This is a genomic window from uncultured Exiguobacterium sp. (assembly GCF_964277885.1).
In the GTDB taxonomy this organism is placed as follows: domain Bacteria; phylum Bacillota; class Bacilli; order Exiguobacteriales; family Exiguobacteriaceae; genus Exiguobacterium_A.
This window is the reverse complement of sequence record NZ_CAXYJR010000002.1, coordinates 13,528-38,881: the sequence shown is the minus strand read 5'-3', so window position 1 is coordinate 38,881 and position 25,354 is coordinate 13,528. Positions and strand designations below refer to the sequence as shown.

The window sequence follows — 25,354 nt, the reverse complement described above, 5'->3', positions numbered from 1 at the left end:
CCCTCATTTTCATGTAAATTTTCCGTAAAGTTCGCTAATCTCCATTATCCGGACATTTAATGAAATGTCAATTTACGATTCGATTAAAGGAAACGTACGAAATAACTTTATAAATAATCCGTACATCCTTTATCTTGTTTCTCATCAGAACGGATGCTATCCGTATCTCTTCTTTCAATATTCCTTCCATCTACTTTACCTTAAAATATAAAATCGCATGAGACCGGGCTTCGTTCACTGCTTTTAAGAACCACCAAAAAGGTACAGAGCCCATCCATCGATTGGCTCTGTACCTTTTGATTCACTCGTGTTTCTCCGTCATACTTTCATGAAATTCAGATAGGCAGCCCTACCTGTACGTTTAGCGTCATCTGACAATAAAGAAGCCGCTTCTTCATCCAAGATCACCATGACATCAGCATGACGTTTGAGTACGGTCGCCGGACAATCCGTCGTCGCGATGCCTTCCATCATATCGCGAACGGCTTCTGCCTTTCGTTCGCTTGAAGCGACGAGCAAGATTTTTTTTGCCTCCATGATCGTACCGATTCCCATTGTGATTGCTTTCGTCGGCACTTCCTCCAATCGATCAAAGAAGCGTTGATTCGCTTCTCGTGTCGATTCCGTCAATTCCGTCACGTGTGTCTTAGCGTCGAACGGTGTACCTGGTTCATTGAAGGCGATATGTCCATTCGCTCCGATTCCGAGCAATTGGATATCGATTCCTCGATTACGGACGAGCGCTTCATATCGTTCACTTTCTTTAACCGGATTTTCCGTATTCCCGACTGGTACGAAAGACTCCTTGAAGCGTACGTCATTAAACAAGTGTTCTTGCATGAACGTATGATAACTTTGTGGATGCTCTGGGCTGAGGCCGACATATTCGTCTAGATTGACCGTCGTTACATGTCGGCAGTCGAGCGAGTCCTTTCGCCATTCTTCATAAACGCCGACTGGTGAACTGCCCGTTGCAAGTCCTACTGTCAACCCTTCCGGATGACGCTCAATTTCTTGTTTTAAAAATTGATAGGCCACCTGTGCTAATTCTTCTCCTTTTTCTACGATCATCCATTTCATGAGGTAGACTCCTTTCCGTTCGTGATCCGGTATCGCGTACCACGATGAATCGTTTCTTGAATGCGTAATCCCTCGTCGAGCAACACGATATCCGCATCCTTACCGACCGAGAGACTTCCCTTTTGTGTCAATTGAAGCTCTCTTGCCGCATTGACCGATGTCATGCGGACGGCTTCTTCGAGCGTACACCCTGTAAAGGCGATGATGTTTCGTAAAGCAGCGTCCATCGTCAGGACACTTCCGGCTAAACTGCCGTTCTTAAGACGTGCCGCACCGTCTCGAACGAATACAGCCTGCCCCCCTAATTCATATTCTCCGTCTTCTAGCCCTTTCGCGCGCATCGCATCCGTGATAACAATCAATCGATCAGCGCCCTTCATCCGGTAGGCGAAGTCGACCATTTCCGGTGCACTATGAATCCCGTCCGGAATGATCTCGGCATAGACTTCCGGCGTCAGGAGACAGTACCCGACCGTTCCCGGCTCCCGATGATGCAGCGCGCGCATTTGATTGTAAAGATGGGTACCATGCGTGACATGACCCGCTTGGTTTTGAGCATACGTCGCGTCCGTATGTCCGGCAGACGGAATCGCACCCGTTAATCGCACTGCCTCTTCGAACGCACGCGCTCCCGGGCGTTCTGGAGCATAGGTCACGAGTTTGATCGTATTGCCAGCTGCTTCTTGCCATTTTAGGAACTGTTCGACATCCGGTTCAACGATATGTTCGTGCGGTTGCGCACCCGCATAATCCGGGTTGATGAACGGCCCTTCGAGATGAACACCGACAATCGTCGTATCCTTTTCCTCAACGACTGTTCGCACCGTCTCGAGCGCTCGTGTGATGTTTGCCCAATCTTGGGTGATCGTCGTCGCTAAGAAGGATGTCACGCCTTCTTGTAACATCTGACGACTGAAGTCACGAAGACTATTCGCATCCCCATCCATGACATCGACATCATATCCTCCATGAATGTGTACATCGATCATTCCAGGGATGAGCGATTGATGATGCGCATCGATCGTCTCTTCTCCTGCGATCGTTTTAAATTCCGACATCAAACCAATCGCCTCGATCGTTCGACCGTAACGAATGAATCCATCCTCGATCGTCTGCTCTCCCGTATAAATCCGGGCATTGATGATTACTGTCATCTGTCGTCATCCTTTCTCTGTCCGTCCCATGACTTGCTTCCGTATTTAGTATAACGCTATTAATTCTAGTTGTATAGACCTTTGTACATTTCATCTTGATATATAAAAGGACGACTTCACTTGTATAAAGACAAGTGGTCGCCCTTTGTATACCCGTCGACTGTCGTCTTCATGCGTCAATCGATCATGGTAATAAAATTCGATCTTTTTTTCGAGAAATCAGACGCGTTGCTTTTAGAATCGCCATCGGTAACGATTGACGCTTCCGGTAAGCAAGGTATCGTCCTTCCCATTTTGGATCATACTTTTCTTTGTATCGTCGTAGACCGGTGAAACTATACATGTAACGAATATTATTGAAGACATCTGCTGCCACACGTTCTTGCCAGAAGGATGTCTCGTCCTCTCCGACGGACGAAAGCGGCGCCATTCCCATGTTGAATGTCCGGTAGCCTTCATCTTTCGCATACTCGAACAGTCGGATGAACATCGCATCCATGATTCCATTTGGTCCATCTGGTCGAAAACGCATCAGGTCAATCGATAGGACCCCATCTTGGTAAGCGGGCATGAATGTCATGAACCCGATCAACCGCCCTTCCGTTTCACGCATGATGCCGATTGGCGCCCGGTTTAAATAGGGCTCGTGGAAGTAACCGAGTGAGAATCCTTTTTCAGACTTACCACCTAACCATTCATCCGAGACCTCTTGCAGTTCTGCTAACAATGCATCCGAAAAAGGTGGCTCGACCACTTCAAATGTCATTCCTTCTCGTTCAAAGCGATTTTTAATCGAGCGAAGTCCAGCCCGTTTTTTTCCTGATACGGTGAAAGACGGAATATCGACGATCGCCTCTTCACCCAGTTTAAAGAAGTTGAATCCAAAATCATGATACAACGACATGTTTTGCGCTTGAATTTGATAGATGTTCGGAATGTACCCGAGATCTTCGACACGGCGCAGGAACGAAGCAATGACTTGTGAATGCTCCTTTGGATCTCCACTTGGATCACCGAGCATCATGATCCGATTACCAGTCTGACTGAATTGGATGAACGAACGACCTGTTTCGGAAAAGAAGAAACGTTTATCTCCAAGAAACGCCAAATGGCTCAAATAATTTCCACCCTGTTCACGCAATACCGTTTCGATTTTTTCAGCATCGAAGCGCTCACCGAGCACTGGTTGATTAAAGGAGTTGAATAGGCGTATGAAAACTAATCCATACACGAGCGCAAAGATGGATGAACTCGCGGCAAACATGAAAATCTCGTGTGATGGATACACTTCTGTTCCATCTGCCGATCCGAGTGCATAAAAAGCGTATCCGAAAAAGATGAACCCGCCAATGTACAACAGACCAACGAACGCGACCCGGATGAAACGCGACGTCGTAATCAGTGTTCGCTCCCGATGAAACGCGTTACGAGACATCAATAACAACGCGAGGACGACCACGACGGCAAGGAACGAAATCAAGTTAAATCCACGAAGTGCCATACCGACCAACGCGAAGAATGATGCGCCATACATCATATATAACGACCGTTTCGTTCGACGATAGAGCGCCGTCGATAGGAGGACAAATAATAATCCGCCCATCAAGAAGAAACTGTTCGCGAGCAACAACGCTTCATGAGGCAATTTCGATTCCAGATACTCATACTGCGTGGAGACAGGCGGTAAAATCGCCAGCCCCCAAATCGTGATACCTGCGACAAGCGTGATCAACGCTAAGGTGAAATGGCGAATTTTACTGAGGAATCGCAATTGCAGGCGCCAAATGACGCCTCCGACCTCCACTGACGGACCAACGATTGGTTTATCCTCAATCATCTTGACGACTGGACCGCTGAACTCTCGAGCTGAGAAGACGACACCAATCAAAAATGGAATCAAGTAGTAGACGAGACGATAAATCAATAATCCCGTCAAGACGATACCTTCCTCAACTCCGGCACGTTGCATACCGATCAAAAAGACTAAGTCGAACGAACCGAATCCGCCGGGTACCATCGAAATCAATCCGGCTGTCGCAGCGATGATGAAGACCCCGATGACTTTCGCAAAACTGACATCCGTTCCGAGTGCCGCCAAAATAAGATAAACGACGACACCGGCACTGAACCACTCCGCCAACGATACGACAGAGTATAAGGCAATCGATTTCGGATGAATACTGCTGTTACCCCGTCGAAACGAGAACAACAGATAAAGTGGGAAGAATAAGGCGACTCCGATGATGACGGGCCACAACCATTTCTTCATTTCAAGCACTTCAAACGCTGGGAAGATGTGTAAGAGAGATAACGTCGATAAGATTGACAGACCACTAATCAGTGTCGGTGCCATCCAACCGATCGCTTTCAACAGACGTCCACCTTCGACGAATGGTCGATACAGGGCGGACCGGATGGCCATCCCTGCGAGACCACCAAAACCGATGATGCCGTTAAAGGAGTTCGCAATCCAGGACGCTCGAAAAATCAGTCCGACTGGTGCTTTTGCTTCTAGCGAGCGCAACAAGAAGAAGTCGTAAAAGAACATCGTCGAGACTGCTAAAAGACCTGAAAGAATCAACAGAATGAACTGCCAAGACGGTACTTGGCGGATTGCTTGAATCGACTCCTTCAGGGACAAGCTGCGCAATTCATTTTGTCCTTGATAAAAAATGAATCCGATCAGGACGATCGGCAAGATGATCTTCGCAATCGTCATGATGCGTTGTTTTGAGAATTTCAAGATGCCAGCCTCCTTGATTTACGGATTAAGTACATTAGACGAACAAGCAATAGCGTCGCTCCGACCGCAAGACCGATGATCAATCCCCACCAGTATCCATCTGGTCCAAGCGCTGTGTAGCGTTCAAGATAAAAACCTAATGGTAGTCCGATGACCCAGTAGGCTGCGATCGTCAACAAGAAAGTGACGTTGACGTCCTTGAATCCACGTAATGCACCTTGCGTTGGTGCCGCAACGGCATCCGACAATTGGAAAAAAATCGCGAGAATCATGAAATGTGCGGCTGCTTCGATGACTTGCGGGTCTCGACTATATAACGCCGCGAGTTCTTCATTCTTTAAGTACAAGAGAATACCGGAAAACACGGAAACCGCGACACACATCGTCAATCCGATGCCGACATACTGAACCGCATCCTTGATCCGTTTGGCTCCGACCTCGAAACCGACTGTGATCGTCAATGCGGACGCAGCGGATAACGGAATCATATAGACGAAAGAAGCGAAGTTGATCGCAGCTTGATAGGCACCGATGATGACATCGCCATATGCTCCAAGCAACAAAGTGACGGCTGAAAAAATACTGACTTCTGAAAAAATCGCGAGACCGATCGGTGCACCGAGTAGAATCAATTCCTTAATCCGTTTCATGTCCGGACGGTAAAAACGACGAAGAATGCCAAGACGTTGGAACAATTCTCCTTTAAAGACGACAGCGATGATCGCTAGACAAAGAATCCAGTACGTGATCGCGGTCGCGACTCCCGCGCCGACACCACCGAGTTCCGGAAAACCGAAGTTTCCGAAGATGAATAGATAATTGAAAAGGACGTTAATGGGTAAAGAGATTAGTAGTAAGACCATCGTGATGTTCGATTTACCTAATGAATCGACGAGTGTTCGTAAGACGAAGAACACGAACATCGGTACGATTCCGAGCGCTAGCATCACGAGATAATTCCGCGCGACTTCACGCGCTTCCACCGATAACTCCATCCGTTCGAGAATCGGATTGACGGCGAGGAGTCCGATGACAACTGTCAAACCGATGATCACGACAGCGACGTACAATGCCTGCATGACGATTCGTTTGACTTCCCGCTCGCGTTTCGCTCCCATCGCTTGGGAAACAAGTGGTGCGACGGCAAGTAGAATGCCGGTCAGCCCTGTATAAACAGGCGCCCAGAGACTCGCTCCGACCCCGACTCCCGCTAAATCAGCTGACCCATAACGACCGGCCATGACCGTATCAAAAAAACTGATTAAATAAAACGCGACTTGCGTTACGAGAATGGGAAAGAAGATTTTCATGAATTGTTTCATCTTTCCTGAGAACGTAATTGTTTCTAACATATTTCCACCACATTTCAGGAGGAGTCCTCCTTAATTTTAAAACGTATCATTCTTACACTCTTACGAAATCGATCCAAGGAGGGATTCATCTCATGAACCATCGAGATACTGAAAAGTTGACCTTTGAACTGCTCGAGACATGGTCTACCTTCAATCATTATGCGAAGGAAGCGCAAACGTTCGAAAATCCGGAAGACGTCCATCAAGCCCGGATTCGCTTACGGAAACTGATTACGTTCGCTCGATTGGTCGATTTGACGGAGGAACCCGTCTACTTGATTTGGAAGCGTCTGATGCATGCCTTCGGTGAAGTGCGTGATCTCGACGTACAGCTCGAAGCGACTTCGAAAAAAACGGAAATCGATCAGTTGTTCGCGAACCATGTCGCCCTGCAACTTCAAGGGAAACGTTCGACCTTGATCGAGACGATGCATCTCTTAATCTCAAATGAGCTAGATCGATCTGTTCGTCGATTTTTAGCCAGCCCGATGACAAAACGCCTCAAGCGAATGTCAGAAAAAGAGCTGATTCATGCCGCAGAGAAACGCTATGAGAAAAAACGTGAACAATTTGATAAAGTACAACACAAGGATGGTCCGAAACGTATCGAACGGATGCATGAATTGCGGCTTGCGACGAAAGCGTACCGCTACACGGTCGAGTACCTGCGTCCCTATACGAATCAACCGAAGTCCGCTGTCGATCGTCTAAAAACAACCCAGACGCAACTCGGACGGATCAATGACACGTATCAGCGATTGGAAAGATGGCGGTCATTCGAGGTTCCGACTGCTTATCAAGAAGAGCGTTTGCGTCAGATCAAACGCTTAGAGGATGAACTGCGTACCGCTCTTGATCAAGTCGAGATTGCTCACGGGTGACGTTGAACAAGTAGTTCGAGCATCTTTGTCCCCGCGATTGAATTGCCTTTCGCATCAAGAGAAGGACCAAACACACCGATTCCAAGATCAGCCATATCGAAATCACTTCTGCCACAGGCGACGACCGCACCGGAAACACCACTTTTTCCAGGAAGTCCGACTTGGACAGAAAACTCTCCGGATGCATCGTACATGCCGCATGTCGTCATGATCGCTCGGATGATTCGTGCGTTGCGACGCGAGATGACTTGACGTCCGGATGGAGTCTTACCAGATGTACTTAAAATTTTCCCCATCATGGCAAGTCCTTTACAGTTCGTCAAAATCGCACATTGTTTCGTGTAAACGTCGATGATCTCTTCAACATTGCCTTCGATGACGCCGTGATAACGCATGAAATAGAGCAACGCTCGATTCAAATCCGTCGTTTCGAATTCTGATTCAGCGACATCTGCGTCATATTTTACCATTTCCACTTCAATATCCAATAGTTTTGCGATGAATTGACGCAATTGAAGTAATTTATCCGCAGCATCCGTTCCCGGCAACATGCTCGTCACGGCTAGCGCTCCTGCATTGATCATCGGATTGAGCGGTTTTGTCGGAATCGTCTCTTCAAGTTTCGCGATTGAATTGAACGCATCACCCGTCGGTTCCATCCCGACTTTCGAAAAGACATAATCTTCTCCGAATGTCTCGAGGACGAATGCCAGTGTGATGATTTTCGAAACACTCTGTAATGTAAACATCGTGTCCGCATCACCTGCCGAAACGAACGTCCCGTCGGCATTACAGACGGCGATACCAAGTTGTGTCGGATCAACCTTCGCAAGCTCTGGGATGTAACTGGCGACTTGTCCAAGCACCGTATACGGACGGCACTCCTCAATCAACTCCTCGAGTTGGGCTTGTGTAACATTCATGGCGTTCCCTCTTTCTCTTTTTTTCTAGCTTATCACGCATCTGGCGGATGCGGATATGGTTCTTCTGTAAACACTAAAAGGAGTCGACTCGTTTCAGCCGAGTCGACTCCTTTTTCTAGCATCTGCTTTATCCGTGTACGACAAGTTCACCATCTGCTACGTCGATCGCAATCCGAGCACCATCTTGAATTGCCCCACTGATCAAAGCTCGGGCAAGTTTCGTCTCAATCGTCCGTTGCATATAACGATTGATCGGACGCGCACCGTATTGCGGTTCGAATGCTTCTTCAAAGATTAGCGTCTTCGCAGCATCCGTGACATCAATCGTGATGCCACGTCCAGATAAACGTGAACTCATTTTCTCGACCGCTTTGTCGATGATTCGTTCAATTTCCGTCCGATGAAGTGGATGGAATAAAATCGTATCATCGATCCGGTTCAAGAACTCCGGTCGGAAGTGACGCTTCAGTTCTTGACGAACGGCTTCTTCTTCCGCCGCATCGATGACACCATCTTTCGCTGCTTCAAGTAGGATCGGTGCCCCGATGTTTGACGTCATGATGACGATCGTGTTCTTGAAGTCGACGACCCGTCCTTGCGCATCTGTCAATCGACCATCATCGAGCAACTGAAGCAAGATATTGAAGACGTCGCCGTGCGCTTTTTCGATCTCATCGAACAACAGAACTGAATACGGGCTCCGTCGGACGGCTTCCGTCAATTGACCGCCTTCTTCATAACCGACATACCCTGGAGGCGCACCGACGAGACGAGAGACGTTGTGTTTTTCCATATACTCCGACATATCAATGCGGACGATATGATCTTCACTATCAAACATCGCTGCCGCCAAGGCTTTGGCGAGTTCTGTCTTCCCAACCCCTGTCGGACCGAGGAACAAGAACGAGCCAATCGGACGGTTCGGATCCTTGATGCCTGCTCGCGCTCGAATGACAGCGTCCGCGACGAGACGGACCGCTTCGTCTTGACCGAAGACACGCTCATGGAGTGTATCCTCGAGATAGAGTAGCTTTTCCCGTTCGCCCTGCGCAAGCCGCGTCACCGGAATGCCAGTCCATTTCGAAACGATGTCGGATATCTCTTCTTCCGTCACGGCTTCTCGAACAAGTTCGTGTGAGACGTGTTCAGATGATTCCTCCGCGACTTTCAGACGTGCCTCAAGATCCGGAATTTGACCGTACTTGATTTCCGATGCCCGGTTCAAATCATAGCGCCCTTCCGCTTCTTGTAACGCCAGTTTCGCCTTCTCAAGATCCGCACGTAACTGCTGGACACTTTGTGAACTCTCTTTTTCCCGTTCCCATCGTGTCCGCAGCGCACTCTCGTCTTCTCGGACGGAGCTGAGCTCTTGCTGTAAGACGGCAAGTCGTTTTCGAGATGCTTCATCCGTTTCTTTTTTTAACGCTGCTTCTTCGATTTCGAGCTGCATGACTCGGCGGACAAGTGAATCGAGCTCAGCGGGCATCGACTCCATATCCGTCCGAATCATCGCACATGCTTCATCAACGAGATCAATCGCCTTATCCGGCATGAACCGGTCCGTAATATACCGATCGGATAACATTGCCGCCGCGACGAGCGCATTGTCATGAATCCGTACACCATGGTGAATCTCGAACCGTTCTTTTAATCCGCGCAGAATGGAGATCGTATCCTCAACATCCGGCTCCGCAACGAGGACTTGTTGGAAACGACGTTCGAGCGCCGGGTCCTTTTCGATATACTTCCGGTACTCGTCCAGCGTCGTCGCACCGATACAGTGTAATTCCCCTCGCGCAAGCATCGGCTTGAGCATGTTTCCGGCATCCATTGCGCCGTCCGTCTTCCCGGCACCAACGATCGTATGCAATTCATCGATGAACAAGAGAATCTGTCCTTCGGCTTCCTTGACTTCATTCAGGACTGCCTGCAGGCGCTCTTCGAACTCACCCCGGTATTTTGCACCAGCGACGAGCGCACTCATGTCTAAACTGAATAACTGCTTGTTCTTCAGACTCTCCGGTACATCCCCTCGCACGATTCGTTGCGCGAGTCCTTCAACGATTGCCGTTTTCCCGACACCGGGTTCTCCAATCAGGACGGGATTGTTCTTCGTCTTTCGACTCAAAATCCGGATGACACGTCGAATCTCATCGTCACGACCGATGACCGGATCTGTTTTCCCGGACCGGAAATCCGCTACGAGATCGCGTCCATATTTTTTCAGCACATCAAACGTCTCTTCAGGATTTTTTGTCGTGACCTTCCGATTACCTCGCATACTGACAATCGCTTCCCGAAGTGTCTCTTCTGTGATGCCTTGACGACGTAAATATTGAGCTGCTGGACTTGATTGTTTGATCAATGCTAACAATAAGTGTTCGACGGAGACATAGTCATCCTGCATGAGACGCGCTTCCGTCTCTGCTTCCGTCAATACGTTCAGTAACGAGCCACCAATCCGTGGCGTCGTCGCCTGGGACAAGGCAGGAAGTTTACTAATCGCCTCGTCAATTGCTCCATTCAATGTCTCAATCCGTTGATTTAGCTTTTCAAAGACGACCCGTGCAATTCCCTCTTCTTGAGCAAGTAAGGCAAGCAATAAATGCCACTCTGTGATTTCACTATGACGACGTTGTTTTGCGATCGCTTGGGCAGAGACGATTCCCTCGTGTGCCCGATCCGTTAAACGTTCAAAATCCATCCTTGATCACTCCTTCACTGCAAGCTGACGTTCCCACTCTTCATAAAAGGCGCGGTCCATCTCAGGTAACTTAACTTCGAGTTGAACGAGTAACGCCCCACGATGACCATTCGCTTGACTCAGACCCCGATTCGGAATCCGGAGTCGCGCTCCTGGTTTTGTGCCCGGTTTGACTTTCAGTTTGATGCGTTTTCCTTCGAGCGTATCCGCGACGACTTCGCCTCCGAGCACAAGCGTCGTCGGATGAACACGGACGGTTGAGATGACGTCTTGGTCGACCCGTCGGAACTGATCGTCATCCTTCAAGTGAATCGTCACGTAAACATCTCCCGCGACACCTTGTCGGTTTCGCATCGAACTTTTTCCACGCAAGCGGACTTTTTTACCGTCATAGACGTCTTTCGGAAGCGTCAGCTGAATCGAACCTGTCGCAAGACGCACCGTGACTTTTTCGTTCGTACTGAGGTGTCCGAGCGGCACCGTCAATTCAAGCTCTTCATCGGTCGACACTTCTTCCTGACTAAAGAACGAACCGAACATGTCTTCAAATCCGAACGATTGTCCAGGTCGTGTCCGTCCACCACCTCCGAACTGTCGGAACAGATCTTCGTAATCTCCAGCGCCACCAGCTCCAGCGCCTGCCATCTGGTCGAAGTTACTGCCGTATCGATCATACTGCGCTCGTTTTTCCTCATCTCCAAGCACATCGAAGGCTTCTTGGATATCCTTGAAACGCTGGTCCGCACTCGCCTCTTTATTGACGTCTGGGTGATACTGCTTCGCCAATTTGCGGTACGCGCGCTTAATATCTTGATTCGATGCATCCTTTGCGACACCGAGTGTTTGGTAGTAGTCTTTTGCCATTCGAATTCACTTCCTTTTCCTATACTTCATTACCTTAATTATAAAAGTCGTATCTTAATTGGTCAAATATAGTCAAACTTTTTTCTGACATTCTGTTCTCTTTTCACTTTACGTCCTTGCGACAAACAAGTTTCACCGACTGAACCATGTTATACTGATAGCCAAACAGGAATTGAACGATGGGAGGATCTACAGATGGACGGTAAAACACGTAAAAATATCACACCCGGTCTTAAAGTCAGCATCGTGCTGAAGCAAGATCAACGAACTGGTAAACGAACAGAGGGAATCGTTAAAGACCTTCTCACGAAATCGCCGCAACATCCGCACGGGATCAAAGTGCGTTTAGAAGACGGTCAAGTCGGTCGTGTTCAAGAAATTTTAGGTTAAGAAGACAACAATCGCTCGCCCTGATTCCATTTCGGAGTCAAGACGAGCGATTTTTTTCATGCTTCAGTCGTTTGTTCTAAGTAACGCCATGTCGCTTCGACGAGAATACGCGCTGCATCGAGCATCGCCGGCTCCTTAAAATCAAACTGTGGATGATGATGCGGTGGATACGAAGCATCTCCCGCTCCTGTAAAGAAGAACGCACCAGGTACGTGTTGCAAGTAATAAGCGAAGTCCTCGCCACCCATCGTCGGTTCAATTTCAAATACACGCGCGTCTCCTAAAACTTCTCGTGCGACAGATTCAATCAATGCGGTGGGTGCAGCATGGTTGATGACAGCCGGATAGCCTTTTTCGTATGTAAAGTGATACGTTGCTCCGACCGCCTCACAGATTCCTTTGATCGTTCGCTCCATCCGCTCGATGATCTCGTCCGCTGTCGCTTCATCAAACGTCCGGACCGTTCCTGTCAACGTCGCTTGATCTGCAATGACATTAAACGTATTCCCCGCATGTAATGTTCCGACGGTCACGACTGCCGGCTCCAGTGGATTGAGTTGACGACTGACGATTGATTGTAATTCCTTAACGATCGTTGCCCCGAGTAAGACAGCATCAATCGTCTCATGTGGTTTCGCACCGTGTCCGCCTTTTCCATATAAGGTCAGCTCGAACTTATCAGCCGCTGCCATGATCGGACCGGTCCGAACACCGACATGTCCTAAATCGATCGTTGACCAAAGATGCGTTCCGAAGATGACATCGACCCCTTCGAGACAACCGTCCGCAATCATATCGCGTGCACCACCCGGAACGACTTCTTCTGCATGTTGATGAATCAAGACGATATTTCCCGGTAACGATTCCCGCTGTTGCATGAGCGTTTCTGCGACGGCGAGTAACGTCGCCGTATGACCATCGTGACCGCATGCATGCATCACACCCGGAATCGTCGACCGATACGCGACCTCCTTAGCGTCAGCAATCGGTAAGGCATCGAAGTCGGCACGTAACGCAACGGTCTTCCCCGGTTTTCCTCCACGAATGTACCCGACGACACCACGTCCGCCGACTCCGGTCTTGACTTCGATTCCGAGCGCTTTTAAATGTTGCGCGATATAACGTGGAGTCTCAACTTCTTGAAACGACAATTCTGGGTGCTGATGTAAATAGCGACGGCGCTCGACCATTTCTGGATACAACGCGTCTAGTCCGGCAGTTCGTTCTGACATATATGTATCCCCCTTATTTCTTTTGATGCAGTGTCTTAACGCTTTCTCGCGTGTATTGAAGACGTTCAAGTGTGTCTTCATAATGTCCCGCAGCATACGATAAGAACAAGACATCGATCGCAAATAGTTGGGCGAGACGCGAACTGAGCGCTGCACTACGAAGCGGCGCTTCCGGTGCGCGTGATGTCCAAAGCGCGATATCCGCTAGTTGGCTGATCCGGTTGTCCCCGAAACGTGTCAGACTGATGACCTTTAGTCCTTGAATTTTCGCCAAACGGATCAACTCGATGACCTCTTCCGTTTCTCCGCTGTAGGAAATCGCAAAGAAGACATCTTCTTTACGTGCATTCGCTAGAATCGTTGCAAGTAGATGCTGGTCCGTTTCTTGAATTGCTAGTTTCCCAACGCGCGTCCATTTTTGAGCTGCGTCTTCGGCTACAACATGCGATGCCCCAATCCCGTAAAAATAAATTGCACGTGCCTGATCAATCACATCAATCGCATCCGCAATCCGTTCATCATTCAACTGCTTCGCAGTATCCTGTAACGCTTGAATGCTGTTGCTGAGTGTTTTTTCAATCAAGTCGACTGGACGTTCATCCTTTTCGATATCATGATATCCTTTTAAATCCGTTCGTGCCGTATCAGCCGAAATTCGCATCCGAAGTTCTGGATATCCCTTTAACCCAAGTGCGCGGCAAAAGCGAACGACCGCAGCAGCACTTGTATCCGACTCTTCTGCGAGTTGGTGAATCGTCATGCGCGCAATTTGGTTCATATGCGTCAGGACGTAGTCTGCGACTTTTCGTGAGGATGATGGTAGTTCCTCTCGGACTGCACCAATTTGTGAGTAGATACCGCCTTTCATCTAAATCTCCCCTTTATCATCTTCTTTTAAAAGAACTGACGATTCATCACGCCGTTTCCGTATATAGAACTGTTCTTCTTCCATTATGCTCTCTCCTACTGACTTTCGTAAATCTAAAAAATGGGAAAGTGAAACAAAATACCATTCTTCTTCCATACCCTTCCTTTCTTATTCATATACTTTTTTCTTCAAGCGTCCGTCATACAAAAAAGCGACATTCCGCTCATTGGGGAAATGTCGCTTCAGATAGTGGGACGAGCAGATAACGAAAATAAAGGAATCAGCGAATCTTAACGATCGGTTTTTTTGTATCTGGATCAAGAAATAACATTGCTTCCGTATCACCGTTCAGATTGGTCACGGTGATTGTCGTCGGAATATTTCTGTTATATTCCCAACGATTCTCGAGCAAGTACGTCACGTACTGTACGAACGCAACAAGCTCTGCCTTGCCGTAAAATTGAACAGGAATTTTCATCTCAAGCTTCTTGAGTTCACCTTCTTGATAGAATCCTTCTCCCATCATACCGGTATAGTTCGGGAAGTAGTCTTCTAGACGGTCCTTAAACAAATCAAACTTCGCTGCATCATCCCGTACATCATTCGTTGCGCGCGCTGATGGGTAGTAGTAATACCGCTCATCATAGTTTTTCCAGTCGTTCGCACTGATTTGATTCCCGCGACCGATGAAGGCAGACGACAGATAGTGACCGGAAACCGGTGACCCTTCTTTTTCTTGGAGATAGAGCGCGACATGAATCGGCGTCGTCTTCATCCCTTGCGTCTTACGCATCTTCTTGACTAAATCGTTCGCCATTTGCTTCCCTTTGGCAACGACCTTCTTTTCATCGAGTTTCACAGTGTAGGTCGGTCCGTAGTTCTCATCCTGAAAAACATATTCACTATTTAAGACAAGAGCGATTGATGTACCACCAAGTTCGAGCTTCTTATCTTCTTCAAGCATGTAGTCTTGCTCTAAAATGTGCGATAGAATCAAAGGAGACTTTTGATTTTTTTCTTTATACGACTTACCAGACGTGTAGGCTGGGTTTAAACCTTCAGGATCGCTGACGCCATCGCCTGCTTTCCCTTTTCGTAACAGCCATTTCGCGATTTGGTCAGCTTCGAGTAACTGCCCTTCTTGATAATAGTATTTTTCCGGATCAAAAAACTGTGTCGAGTGACGCATCAATCCTGTTTCGATTTCATCGAGTTCAAGACGCGAACTGACACGCTTTTGTGTCATCCCACGCGCGACACTCGGACGAAACGGTAAAACCGTCCGGTAATATGAATCCGTCGTATCAATCGCTGGACTGACGACCGCTTGGACTTCCTTGCCTTGTTCACTTTCGGTAATAACTTCTTTTGTATCGCTACTTGGCGAAAGGTCGAACGAACAAGCACCTAAAAATAACGTACTTGATAACGTCAACGCTACTGCTGTTTTATAGTTCATCTCTATTTGCACCCCATGTTTTCAAATCGTTCTCTTTATCATAACAGAATCGTTTTCCATCGGGGAAGGACAAGTTTTCCCCTGTTTTTCAAAAAAGATGATGCGCCTTGGCGTATCCGAAAGGACTTTTCTTATGACACGTCGTAAATTCATCGGTCTGCTTTTTTTACTGGCAGGCATCGCCCTTATTGCTTGGCCCTTCATCAGTGACTATCAGCGTGAACAAGAGGCAGCCAATTTAAAGGAACAATGGACGAAAAGTTTGAAGACCGTTGATGCGAAAGAGACCAAACAACCGCTCGCGAAATCGGGTGTCGGATTACTCTCGATTCCAAGCATCGATTTCGAACAAGTCATCTTAGAGGGATCGACGACAGCGGTCCTCGACCGAAGTATCGGTCATATTCCGAAAACTGGATCACCCGGCAAAGGGAATTACGCACTCGCCGGACACCGAAGTTTCACGGAAGGGCTTCACTTCAATCGTCTGCCTGACGTCAAGAAAGGTGATACTGTCATCGTCACGACAAAAACACATCGGTATACGTACCGCATCACCTCAAGTCGTCTTGTCACACCGACGACGTTGTCCGTCCTCGATCAATCCGTCGCTTCCCCAACCATCACATTGATCACCTGTGATCCACCGGAAACGGCAACGAATCGTCTCATCAAACAAGGTACCTTGATTCGGAGCGAGACAATCACTTCGTAACAAGTTCTCCCACACGAAAAAAGGAAGGCGGAATTCCGCCTTCCTTTTTTGTTTGATTATTCTCACGCTTCGTGTTTAGCTAGTTCTTCTAACAGACGCGCTTCATCCCAAATTTCGATGCCAAGCGATTCAGCCTTCGTCAGCTTAGAACCTGCCTTTTCCCCTGCGACGAGTACGTCTGTCTTTTTACTGACACTTCCTGTCACATCGGCACCGAGTGCTTCGAGTCGTTTACCGGCCTCTGATCGTTTTAAGCTTTCGAGCGTTCCCGTCAAGACAATCGTTTTGCCACCGAGTGGTGCATTTGTCTGATCGACCCGCTCCCCGAGGAAACGTTGATTGACGCCGAGTTGTTCCAAATCACGAATCAACGCCTGAGCTTCTGGATGTTCGAAATACTTCACGATCGAATCCGCGATTTTCCCACCGATGCCATCGATCGCGACGATCTCATCGTAGCTTGCTGCCGCAATCCCTGCTAACGAATCAAAACGTTCCGCTAAGAGATACGCCGCTTTTTGACCGACGAGTCGAATTCCGAGACCAAATAAGAGACGTTCGACTGAGTTCTGTTTCGAGGCTTCGATTGCTGCAAGTAATTTATCGACGGACGTCTCACCCATTCGGTCAAACGTCAATAACTCCTCACGATCGAGTCGATACAAATCGGCAATCGTCCGGATCGCTTCATGATCATACAATTGACGGACGACTTTTTCACCGAGACCATCGATGTTCATCGCTTGACGCGAAACGAAATGAATGATGCCTTCCATCAATTGTGCTGGGCATTCCGGACTGACACAGCGGATGTCGACTTCACCTTCGAGACGGACAAGTTCCGACTGACAAGCCGGACAATGCGTCGGGAAGACGATCGGTGTTTCTTCCCCTGTCCGTTCTGCCGTGACGACTTGTACGACTGCCGGGATGACATCGCCTGCTTTTTTGATGATGACCGAGTCCTGAAGACGGATATCTTTTTCGGCGATGAAGTCAGCATTGTGCAGTGTCGCATACGTCACCGTTGATCCTGCGACGACGACCGGTGCAAAACGAGCACGCGGTGTGACTTTCCCGGTCCGACCGACACTGAAATCAACGTCTTCGACCGTCGTCATGACTTCTTCCGCCGCAAACTTATAGGCTGTTGCGAAGCGGGGACTTTTTGCTGTGAAGCCGAGCTCTTCCTGATCATCGTATCGATCGACTTTCAAGACGATTCCGTCGATCTCATACGGTAGGCTCGCGCGTGCTTCCGTCCAGTGCGCGATATAGGCAAGTATCTCTTCCACCGTCTCACACGTCTGCATATGTTGATTGGTCGGTAACCCGAGTGAAGCGAGTTGGGCCATCGCTTCGCTATGTGAACGGGCCGTCAACGTATTGACGCCGACGCCATACACGAACAACGACAGATTGCGCGACGCTGTAATCGACGAATCCAGCTGACGCAGACTACCTGCGGCCGCGTTACGCGGATTCGCGAACAATGTCTCTTCCCGGCTTGCCCGATCTTCATTCAAGCGTTCGAACGATTGTTTCGGCATGTAAGCCTCACCGCGGACCTCGACCGTCTCTTCTGCCTGCAAACGCAGCGGTAACGCTTTGATCGTCCGTAGGTTCTGCGTGATGTTTTCACCGACTGTTCCATCGCCACGCGTTGCTCCACGAACGAATCGACCGTCTTCGTATTTCAGTGAAATCGCAAGTCCATCGAATTTTAGTTCGGCGACATACGTCGTCGAACGTCCGAGCGACCGCTCAATCCGAGCAACCCATTCGCGAATTTCTGTCTCATCAAAGACATTTCCGAGCGACAGCATCGGTAAATCATGCGTCACCTTCTCGAACGCTTCGAGCGGTGCCGCACCGACGCGTTGCGTTGGCGAATCCGGTGTGATCAGTTCTGGATGCTCTGTTTCTAACTCCGTCAGTTCACGAAGTAATTGATCGTACGTCGCATCCGGTACAGTTGGTTGATCCAGTACGTAGTATTCGTAGCTGTATCGGTTTAATGTTTGACGAATCTCATCTATACGCTGGCTTGCGTCCATCTGCGGACCTCCCGTCATACCTTTTTAATCGGTGCAAATTTCGCGAGCAGTCGTTTGATTCCGACTGCTGGGAATGCGATATCGATTTCAAGATTATCTCCTTCACCACGAGTCTGGACGACTGTACCGAGTCCCCATTTCCCGTGCTCTGCCTTATCTCCGACCGACCAACCGAGCGTTTCCGCACCTGACGTCTTCATCGCTGTCGGTTTGCTGATTGAGCGACCGATGACAGCTTTGCCTTGCGGGACAGGACGGTCTTCCCACGGGAGTGGCTTCGCTTTTTTACCGGTCCGCTCGATGACGACTTCCGGCAGCTCCGCTAGGAACCGTGATTCTTGGTTCGCGTTCGTCCGTCCGTACAGGGAGCGCATCCGAGCATGTGACAAGTAAAGGCGTTTCTCAGCACGTGTGATCCCGACGTACGCGAGGCGACGTTCTTCTTCCATCTCGTCTTCATCTTGAAGCGAACGGCTATGTGGGAACAACCCTTCCTCCATCCCAATCAAGAAGACGACCGGGAACTCGAGCCCTTTTGCCGAGTGAAGCGTCATCAACGTAACTTGTTCTTCCGGATCCGTCTCGTCGAGTGAATCGACATCAGCGACGAGTGTCAAATCAGTCAAGAAGGCGATGATCGTCCGGTCTTCTGGATCGGCTTTCGCCGTTTCCTTCTCAAAGTTTTGCGCAACGGTGATGAACTCGTTGATGTTCTCAAGACGACTTTGCGCTTCAAGCGTCTTATCTTCCTTCAGTACTTGACGGTAGCCTGTTTTCTCGAGCACTTCTTCGACCAGTTCCGACAGGCTGATGAATTCTTGCATTTGGCTGAGTCCAAGAATCATCGTCCGGAAATCCGTCAGCTTCGCTGCCGTCTTCGGTGCAATACTCGACAATTCGATATCGCGAATCGCTTCCATCAATGACACGCCTTGCAAGTCGGCGAAATCACGCAGCTTATCAATCGTCGTCGCGCCGATGCCGCGTTTTGGTTCGTTGACGATCCGCGCGAAGGACAGATCTTCATCCGGGTTCGAGATTAAACGAAGATAAGCGAGTACGTCCTTGATCTCCTTACGATCGTAGAACTTCGTGCCGCCAATCATTTTATACGGAACGTTCGACTTAAGAAGCGTTTCCTCGATCGCACGCGATTGTGCGTTCGTCCGGTATAGAATCGCGATATCACTCAGTTTCATCCCGTAGCGGAGTGAGTTCCGAATCTCTTGGACGATATAAAAGGCTTCTTCTCGCTCATTCTCCGCTGTATGAACGATCAGCTTCTCGCCTTCATCATTATCCGTCCAAAGTTTCTTATCTTTACGCGTCGAGTTGTTTTGAATGACGTGGTTGGCCGCTTCCAAGATCCGTTTCGAAGAACGGTAGTTTTGCTCGAGTAAGATGACGGCTGCATTCGGATAGTCCTCTTCGAACGAGAGGATGTTCGCGATGTCAGCACCACGCCAGCGATAGATTGACTGATCCGAGTCCCCGACGACACAGAGATTCTGATGTCCCGACGCTAACAGGTTGACGAGATCATACTGAGCTTTGTTCGTATCTTGATACTCATCGACATGGATGTAACGGAATTTCTTCTGATAGTAAGCAAGAACATCCGGACTCTTCTTGAACAATTCCGTCGTTTTTCCGATCAAATCATCAAAGTCGAGCGCATTGTTCCGGCGTAAGACCGCTTCGTATCCTTTATAGATTTCAGCAACGGTCTTCTCATACGGGCTCGTCACGATCGAGGCGTAGAATTCAGCACTGCGTAATTCATTTTTCTGTGACGAGATGATCGTCAGCATCGAACGTGGATCCCATTTTTTTGGATCCAAGTTTTGTTCCTTTAAGACGAGCTTGATCGCCGACTGCTGATCACTTGAATCAAGAATCGTGAAGTTGCGGTCGTACCCAAGCTGATCGATGTCACGACGTAACATCCGGACACACATCGAGTGGAAGGTCGAGACCCAAATATCATTCGCGACACCACCGACTAAACGACCGATCCGGTCTCGCATTTCCCGCGCCGCCTTGTTCGTGAACGTAATCGCGAGGATGTTCCACGGTGCGACTTGTTTAGCCGCCATCAAATAAGCGACCCGGTGTGTCAGGACGCGTGTCTTCCCGGAACCGGCTCCTGCCATGATCAGCAGTGGACCTTCCGTATGCTTGACCGCTCTTGCTTGCTCAGGGTTTAGTCCACTGACGAGCTGTTCACTCAAATTAAACATATCAATAGCCTCATTTCTTATATTCCGAACTTTTGTTCCTATATTTTATCGTGTCGCTGCGACGGTCGCAAGCGCTGCTTTTAAATCCTCATAAATGACGTTCCCGACGACGATCGTATCCGCATACTGTAGCATCTCACGCGCTCGCTCTTCGGAGTCGATTCCACCACCGTAAAACAGGCGTGCCTGCTTCAAGACGTCGCGAACGGCCGCGACTCGTTCCGGTTCTCCGTAAACGCCGCTGTATTCGAGATACACGACCGGTAGACGGAAGACACTATCCGCTAACTGCGCGTAAGCGACGGTCTCATCTAACGTTAACGGTTTTGCTTGCGTCACATGCGCGACCTTCGCATCAGGATTCAGGACGATATACCCTTCCCCGACAAGATCAGCGTGCGCCAGCATATGACCGACTTGTTCTAATGCTTCGACTTGTTTTTCAACGACGTACTCCAACGTTCCGGCATTCAGGACAGTTGGTGTCAAATACGTATCGAATCCCATCGTCGCGGCTTCGAGTTCTGAAATCTCGAGCGCTACTGCGACGGGATATCGTCGCAAACGCATCAAAAGATCAAGCGTCGCATCAAGTGTGATGTCATCCGTTCCACCAACAAGGATCGCATCCGTTCCGGACGTCGCAATCGCCTGCAGGCTCGCATCATCGATTGCTTTAGCTGGATCTAGTTTAAAGACATGTCGCCATTCATTAAAAGGTAATAACACGGTTCGTCCCATCCTCTCTTTCTCATTCCACATTCAGTATAAAACAAAAAACCATCTCGCGCAGGGCGAGATGGTTAGACGCGTGTCCGTCGTTTCGTCAATAACGATGCAAGTAACAACGCAAAGACCGCATATACCGGCACGAACGCCCATGGTTCTGCCAAAAAGAAGCCGAGTATCGGGACGTCCAGTAACGGTGAATCCGGTGAACAGAGTGCTCGCCCATTGACGAGCGCCAAAAACGGTAAGACAGGAACAGCAAAAATATAGGCGAAGTTGATCCAAAAGGCACGTTTCATGAAAGAGCCTCCTTATCCGATGATGACGGATTCCTTCGGATAGTTGTAGTTACGTTTCGGTTGGTTTGCTTTCAGGAGAAGAACGAACGAGATGACACCGATTCGCCCAATGAACATCAGCACAGACAATGTCCATTTTCCGATATCCGACAGTTGATCGGTGATGCCGAGCGATAGACCGGTCGTTCCGAACGCTGAACAGGCTTCAAAAAACAGCACCAGGAACGGTGCATCCTCAACAATCAATAAAACGATCAGCCCGACGATCGTCACGCCGGTCGAAACAACGATGACGACGAAGGCCTTCCAAATATCCGATTGACCGATTTCACGACCAAAGATTTTAATCCCGTATTCGCCCCGAATAAAGGCGATGACACTCAAGACGGCGACAGCGAAGGTCGTCGTTCGAATCCCTCCACCAACCGAAGACGGCGACGCCCCGATGAACATCAAGAGCGATAAGACGAAGATCGAGGCTTGTGAGAAGGACGTGATGTCGACCGTCGTTAATCCACCATTTCGGGTCGTGACAGATTGGAACAAGGCATCGACGAGCTTCTCATTGATTGGTAAGCCTTTAAAAGACTGATTCCATTCAAATAGAAGCAATGCTACCGTTCCAAACAGGACGAGAATGAAGAACGTTGACGCCGTCAATTTTGTAAATAGTGAAAAGTGGTACGGTTGACGCGTTGCTTGGCGTGTCGCCCGGTAGGAAATATAGCGCCTGACTTCGACGAGTACAGGAAACCCGATCGCACCAAGTGTCAGTAACAAGATTTGCATGAAGACGACGAACAAATCACCGCGAAACGGTAGTAACGATTCACCCGTGATATCAAAACCAGCATTCGTCGTCGCACTGACCGATCCGAACAGTCCTTGAAGCATCGCTTCTCCGAGTGTCGGAAAATATTTCGTGTAATATAGTCCGAGAATCAAAGCCCCAATCAATTCAATCGAGACGATGATCAAGATGACTTCCCGGATGTATTTGACGACACCCTGCATCGTCGTCTGGTTTTGATCTCGGACGACAAGCTGGCGTTCCCGAAAGCCGATTCGTTTTCCGAGGATGACCCACATCGCGATATGAAGCGACATCAAGCCAATTCCGCTGACTTGCACTAAAATCATGATCATGAAGTAGCCAAACGTCGTGAAGGTTTCTGAGACTGAGACCGTCGTCAAACCCGTGACACTGACACAACTAACCGCCATGAAGACGAGGTCCGTGAAGTCCCAGTTGTAATTTCCTTTCGTCGACCACGGCAGACCGAGCAGAATGATTCCGATGATGACTGCAACGAAGTAGATGATGACGAGTGACTGGATGGGCGTCAACTTTCGAATGAAATGTTGAATTCTTTGTTGTAACGCAAAATCCAATGTGACACGCCCCCCTTCATAGAAGTAGCGGATAACATTAGTTATCCGCTACTTCTTGCTCGATAAGACCTAGGCGGGCAAGCGCCAGATCATAACCGCCCGAACCGTAGTTCAAGCAACGTTTGACACGCGAGATCGTTGCTGTTGAAGCACCGGTCGCCTTTTCGATTTTGTGATACGTATTGCCTTCACGTAATTGACGCGCGACTTCCAGACGTTGGGCGAGCGCCTGGATTTCGTTGACGGTCGCTAAGTCTTCGAACAACGTATAACAATCTTCTAATGAATCCATCTTCATGATGGCTGTAAATAACTGATCTAATTCTTTTCCACGCAATTTATCGAGTTGCATCTTGTAACTCCCTTTCCCATTCAATTGCTCTTTAATAGTTTAAAGCGCGACGTTTTAAAATTCAAGCGTCATCGCAAAATCGCTGGGAAAAGGACTTTTTTTCGAAGGACTTCGTATATTCCCTGCGGTGTGATCCGCACATATGGTAAGTGAGTTGACGCTAGGAATAGCAACGTATAGACAGGATCTTCAAACGCATAACCGCGTTCGAACAACGCTTCCCGTAGAGCGGTTTCCTGAACGATCAAATCCTCAAGTGGTAAGTCGGACGTCTGCCCCATTAAGGTCAATGGAACTTCAGCGATGACTTCTCCGTCCTCGACGAGAACGATTCCGCCGCCGAACGCTTTCATGCGATCAAACGCGACTTGCATGTCTCGTTTCGATTTACCGATCATCAAGATATCACCGCTAATCGAGTACGAACTGACGAGACCCCCGACTTGTGTCGCAAAGTTTTTCAGAACGGTATTCAGTCGCCACTTCCCTTCTCGGTCGAGTAACATCAGGAAGGATTCATCACATCCTGCTGGTAGCACAGGCACACTTGTATCGTGTTCGACTTGATAGAGCTTCATGATGACGGAATTGACCATCTCAAGACCAACCGGCATGCTGAATGAAAAATCCTGTTCCGTTAACGAAACCTGGACTTCTGATCGTGGCATGAGTGCATAAGCAGCATCAAGCGCTTCTGCCGGGTAACATGGGATGTCGGTTTGACGGACCCATGTGCCGCGCGCAAGTACGGCGACAGGTGTCGGAGCGTCTTTTGCCTCAAGGAAATTAAGATGCGCAATCCGTCCTGGTGCGATACTCCCGAGTAGATGATCGAGATTAAAATGACGCGCTGCATTGTACGACGCGATCCGATACGCTTCTTCGACCGGGATGCCTGCCTCAAGCATCAATCGAATCGTCTCGTCCATCATGCCTGCCTTATAAAAGGACGGCGTTGAACCATCTGTCGTCACGAGTACCTTATCGAACTGCGTCAACCCTGCTTCGACGAGACCTTTAAAAATATCCGGTAAATCCGGACGAATCGATGAATAACGAATCGTCGTCGTGTAGCCAAGTTCAAGACGTGTCATCGCTTCTTCAACCGTCATCGCTTCGTGATCGCTCGTCACGCCGTACAGCGCCATCTTCGTCAGCGTCTTCGCTGAAGCCCCAGGGAAATGACCTTCGATCGGTTTTCCGAGTTTGATCGCATCCTGCATCCAATGGAGCAATTCATCGTCCCCTTGCGAGAGACGTGGCCATCCCGTCAACTCACCTGCTTGGATGACTTGTGGATGCTTGAGCCACGCTTGAATCCGGCGATTATCGATTGAGATACTGTCGGCATCAAGCTCGGTTTGTGCGTCGAGTCGTGCCCACCAGTACATTGAGGTCGGTAAGTCTGCTAGCGCCTCGACTTGAGCAAACGCTTGCTCCGTCGGCTCTAATAATAACAACATGTTATCGTTGACGAGCGTCGATGTTCCCCGCTCTGCTGCGAATTTTGCAAGACTCGCTGGATTGTAAAGTTGGAACGGATGGGCATGGGGTTCAATGTAACCGGGTACGATATATTGACCTGTCGCATCATGGTACGCATCGGCTTGTTCCGGCATCTCTGGACCGACATAGACGATCCGGTCGCCACTGATCCAGATGTTCGCCGTCCGCCATGCTTTGACACCATGATTCAGGTAAGTGGCATTCTGTATGACAAGTGTCGGTGCAAGCTTTCCGCTGATGACCGCTTGGTGTGTTCGTACTTCAGATTTCGTCCAAGGGGATCTTCCACAATTTTTTTTCACGAAAGCTCGACCTCCTTTGTTTTATTGAAAACGCTTTCTTATAGTTCTTATACTAAAATGTTGCTAAGTAAGTTTCAAGAAGTTTTGCCCCGTTCCGGATTCATTTGGTCAA

General features: G+C 48.9%; 20 protein-coding genes. 3 read left to right on the top strand and 17 right to left on the bottom strand.

The genetic code is table 11. The annotated features are described in order from the left end of the window. Positions 1-318: 318 nt before the first annotated feature. The 4 genes from nagB to ACHWTJ_RS00390 all read right to left on the bottom strand — a co-directional run bounded on the left by nagB (position 319) and on the right by ACHWTJ_RS00390 (position 6,329). On the bottom strand, positions 319-1,080 hold the full coding sequence (gene nagB, locus ACHWTJ_RS00405; RefSeq protein WP_294743466.1) for a glucosamine-6-phosphate deaminase: 762 nt from the start codon (positions 1,078-1,080) through the stop codon (positions 319-321). Next, positions 1,077-2,234, bottom strand: coding sequence for an N-acetylglucosamine-6-phosphate deacetylase (gene nagA, locus ACHWTJ_RS00400; protein WP_294743464.1), 1,158 nt, complete (start codon positions 2,232-2,234; stop codon positions 1,077-1,079). The genes nagB and nagA overlap by 4 nt, the downstream gene beginning before the upstream one ends. A 184-nt stretch (positions 2,235-2,418) precedes the next feature. Then, entirely contained in the window at positions 2,419-4,977 is a 2,559-nt protein-coding gene (gene mprF / locus ACHWTJ_RS00395; RefSeq protein ID WP_394678926.1) for a bifunctional lysylphosphatidylglycerol flippase/synthetase MprF, read from the bottom strand. Next, positions 4,974-6,329, bottom strand: a complete 1,356-nt coding sequence (locus ACHWTJ_RS00390; RefSeq protein ID WP_394678925.1) for an MATE family efflux transporter — start codon at positions 6,327-6,329, stop codon at positions 4,974-4,976. The genes mprF and ACHWTJ_RS00390 overlap by 4 nt, the downstream gene beginning before the upstream one ends. Before the next feature lie 92 nt (positions 6,330-6,421). Here ACHWTJ_RS00390 and ACHWTJ_RS00385 point away from each other — a divergent pair, with 92 nt between their 5' ends. Then, complete coding sequence (locus ACHWTJ_RS00385; RefSeq protein ID WP_294743458.1) at positions 6,422-7,210, top strand: CHAD domain-containing protein; 789 nt, start codon at positions 6,422-6,424, stop codon at positions 7,208-7,210. On the opposite strand, the gene glsA is transcribed toward ACHWTJ_RS00385, so the two are convergent. The 3 genes from glsA to ACHWTJ_RS00370 all read right to left on the bottom strand — a co-directional run bounded on the left by glsA (position 7,201) and on the right by ACHWTJ_RS00370 (position 11,701). Continuing rightward, positions 7,201-8,133: a glutaminase A gene (gene glsA, locus ACHWTJ_RS00380; RefSeq protein ID WP_023467099.1), complete on the bottom strand. Its 933-nt coding sequence runs from the start codon at positions 8,131-8,133 to the stop codon at positions 7,201-7,203. The two genes, ACHWTJ_RS00385 and glsA, sit on opposite strands and share 10 nt — an antisense overlap. 127 nt (positions 8,134-8,260) lie before the next feature. After that, on the bottom strand, positions 8,261-10,837 hold the full coding sequence (gene clpB / locus ACHWTJ_RS00375; protein WP_294743456.1) for an ATP-dependent chaperone ClpB: 2,577 nt from the start codon (positions 10,835-10,837) through the stop codon (positions 8,261-8,263). 6 nt (positions 10,838-10,843) lie between these two features. Then, positions 10,844-11,701: a DnaJ C-terminal domain-containing protein gene (locus ACHWTJ_RS00370; RefSeq protein WP_195865847.1), complete on the bottom strand. Its 858-nt coding sequence runs from the start codon at positions 11,699-11,701 to the stop codon at positions 10,844-10,846. A 195-nt stretch (positions 11,702-11,896) separates the two neighbouring features. Here ACHWTJ_RS00370 and ACHWTJ_RS00365 point away from each other — a divergent pair, with 195 nt between their 5' ends. Continuing rightward, entirely contained in the window at positions 11,897-12,091 is a 195-nt protein-coding gene (locus ACHWTJ_RS00365) for a YwbE family protein (protein ID WP_023467094.1), read from the top strand. A gap of 56 nt (positions 12,092-12,147) precedes the next feature. On the opposite strand, the gene ACHWTJ_RS00360 is transcribed toward ACHWTJ_RS00365, so the two are convergent. The 3 genes from ACHWTJ_RS00360 to ACHWTJ_RS00350 form a co-directional block, all read right to left on the bottom strand. Continuing rightward, entirely contained in the window at positions 12,148-13,323 is a 1,176-nt protein-coding gene (locus ACHWTJ_RS00360; protein WP_294747939.1) for a M20 family metallopeptidase, read from the bottom strand. Between the two features lie 13 nt (positions 13,324-13,336). Further along, positions 13,337-14,191 carry a MurR/RpiR family transcriptional regulator gene (locus ACHWTJ_RS00355; protein WP_294743450.1) on the bottom strand — a complete coding sequence of 285 codons (855 nt, stop codon included), beginning with the start codon at positions 14,189-14,191 and terminating at the stop codon, positions 13,337-13,339. Between the two features lie 280 nt (positions 14,192-14,471). Continuing rightward, complete coding sequence (locus tag ACHWTJ_RS00350) at positions 14,472-15,650, bottom strand: CamS family sex pheromone protein (protein ID WP_294743448.1); 1,179 nt, start codon at positions 15,648-15,650, stop codon at positions 14,472-14,474. 133 nt (positions 15,651-15,783) lie between these two features. On the opposite strand from ACHWTJ_RS00350, the gene ACHWTJ_RS00345 reads away from it, so the two are divergent. After that, the gene (locus tag ACHWTJ_RS00345) at positions 15,784-16,365 is read left to right on the top strand and encodes a class D sortase (protein ID WP_294747937.1); all 582 of its coding nucleotides are present in this window, start codon (positions 15,784-15,786) and stop codon (positions 16,363-16,365) included. 62 nt (positions 16,366-16,427) lie between these two features. Here ACHWTJ_RS00345 and ligA read toward each other — a convergent pair whose 3' ends face one another. The 7 genes from ligA to ACHWTJ_RS00310 all read right to left on the bottom strand — a co-directional run bounded on the left by ligA (position 16,428) and on the right by ACHWTJ_RS00310 (position 25,242). Beyond that, positions 16,428-18,422, bottom strand: coding sequence for an NAD-dependent DNA ligase LigA (gene ligA, locus ACHWTJ_RS00340; RefSeq protein WP_047394971.1), 1,995 nt, complete (start codon positions 18,420-18,422; stop codon positions 16,428-16,430). Between the two features lie 14 nt (positions 18,423-18,436). Then, a complete protein-coding gene (gene pcrA, locus ACHWTJ_RS00335; protein ID WP_294743442.1) occupies positions 18,437-20,662 on the bottom strand; it encodes a DNA helicase PcrA in 2,226 nt (741 codons plus the stop codon). A 45-nt stretch (positions 20,663-20,707) separates the two neighbouring features. After that, on the bottom strand, positions 20,708-21,391 hold the full coding sequence (locus ACHWTJ_RS00330) for a heptaprenylglyceryl phosphate synthase (protein ID WP_294747932.1): 684 nt from the start codon (positions 21,389-21,391) through the stop codon (positions 20,708-20,710). A gap of 74 nt (positions 21,392-21,465) precedes the next feature. Then, on the bottom strand, positions 21,466-21,690 hold the full coding sequence (locus tag ACHWTJ_RS00325; RefSeq protein ID WP_294743438.1) for a hypothetical protein: 225 nt from the start codon (positions 21,688-21,690) through the stop codon (positions 21,466-21,468). A gap of 12 nt (positions 21,691-21,702) precedes the next feature. Further along, positions 21,703-23,082, bottom strand: a complete 1,380-nt coding sequence (locus tag ACHWTJ_RS00320; protein ID WP_394678924.1) for a TrkH family potassium uptake protein — start codon at positions 23,080-23,082, stop codon at positions 21,703-21,705. Positions 23,083-23,119: 37 nt separating this feature from the next. Further along, positions 23,120-23,434: a YerC/YecD family TrpR-related protein gene (locus ACHWTJ_RS00315; protein ID WP_023467078.1), complete on the bottom strand. Its 315-nt coding sequence runs from the start codon at positions 23,432-23,434 to the stop codon at positions 23,120-23,122. 68 nt (positions 23,435-23,502) lie between these two features. Next, positions 23,503-25,242 carry an adenine deaminase C-terminal domain-containing protein gene (locus ACHWTJ_RS00310; RefSeq protein ID WP_394678923.1) on the bottom strand — a complete coding sequence of 580 codons (1,740 nt, stop codon included), beginning with the start codon at positions 25,240-25,242 and terminating at the stop codon, positions 23,503-23,505. Positions 25,243-25,354: the final 112 nt, after the last annotated feature.

Bases quoted from the DNA above. Each gene is read 5' to 3' on its own strand.
- glsA (WP_023467099.1), bottom strand. From the start codon at position 8,133: ATGAATGTTACACAAGCCCAACTCGAGGAGTTGATTGAGGAGTGCCGT.
- ACHWTJ_RS00345 (WP_294747937.1), top strand. From the start codon at position 15,784: ATGACACGTCGTAAATTCATCGGTCTGCTTTTTTTACTGGCAGGCATC.
- pcrA (WP_294743442.1), bottom strand. From the start codon at position 20,662: ATGTTTAATTTGAGTGAACAGCTCGTCAGTGGACTAAACCCTGAGCAA.
- ACHWTJ_RS00325 (WP_294743438.1), bottom strand. From the start codon at position 21,690: ATGAAACGTGCCTTTTGGATCAACTTCGCCTATATTTTTGCTGTTCCT.
- ligA (WP_047394971.1), bottom strand. From the start codon at position 18,422: ATGGACGCAAGCCAGCGTATAGATGAGATTCGTCAAACATTAAACCGA.
- ACHWTJ_RS00315 (WP_023467078.1), bottom strand. From the start codon at position 23,434: ATGCAACTCGATAAATTGCGTGGAAAAGAATTAGATCAGTTATTTACA.
- ACHWTJ_RS00360 (WP_294747939.1), bottom strand. From the start codon at position 13,323: ATGTCAGAACGAACTGCCGGACTAGACGCGTTGTATCCAGAAATGGTC.
- ACHWTJ_RS00355 (WP_294743450.1), bottom strand. From the start codon at position 14,191: ATGAAAGGCGGTATCTACTCACAAATTGGTGCAGTCCGAGAGGAACTA.
- nagB (WP_294743466.1), bottom strand. From the start codon at position 1,080: ATGAAATGGATGATCGTAGAAAAAGGAGAAGAATTAGCACAGGTGGCC.
- ACHWTJ_RS00365 (WP_023467094.1), top strand. From the start codon at position 11,897: ATGGACGGTAAAACACGTAAAAATATCACACCCGGTCTTAAAGTCAGC.
- clpB (WP_294743456.1), bottom strand. From the start codon at position 10,837: ATGGATTTTGAACGTTTAACGGATCGGGCACACGAGGGAATCGTCTCT.
- ACHWTJ_RS00370 (WP_195865847.1), bottom strand. From the start codon at position 11,701: ATGGCAAAAGACTACTACCAAACACTCGGTGTCGCAAAGGATGCATCG.
- ACHWTJ_RS00385 (WP_294743458.1), top strand. From the start codon at position 6,422: ATGAACCATCGAGATACTGAAAAGTTGACCTTTGAACTGCTCGAGACA.
- ACHWTJ_RS00350 (WP_294743448.1), bottom strand. From the start codon at position 15,650: ATGAACTATAAAACAGCAGTAGCGTTGACGTTATCAAGTACGTTATTT.
- nagA (WP_294743464.1), bottom strand. From the start codon at position 2,234: ATGACAGTAATCATCAATGCCCGGATTTATACGGGAGAGCAGACGATC.
- ACHWTJ_RS00390 (WP_394678925.1), bottom strand. From the start codon at position 6,329: ATGTTAGAAACAATTACGTTCTCAGGAAAGATGAAACAATTCATGAAA.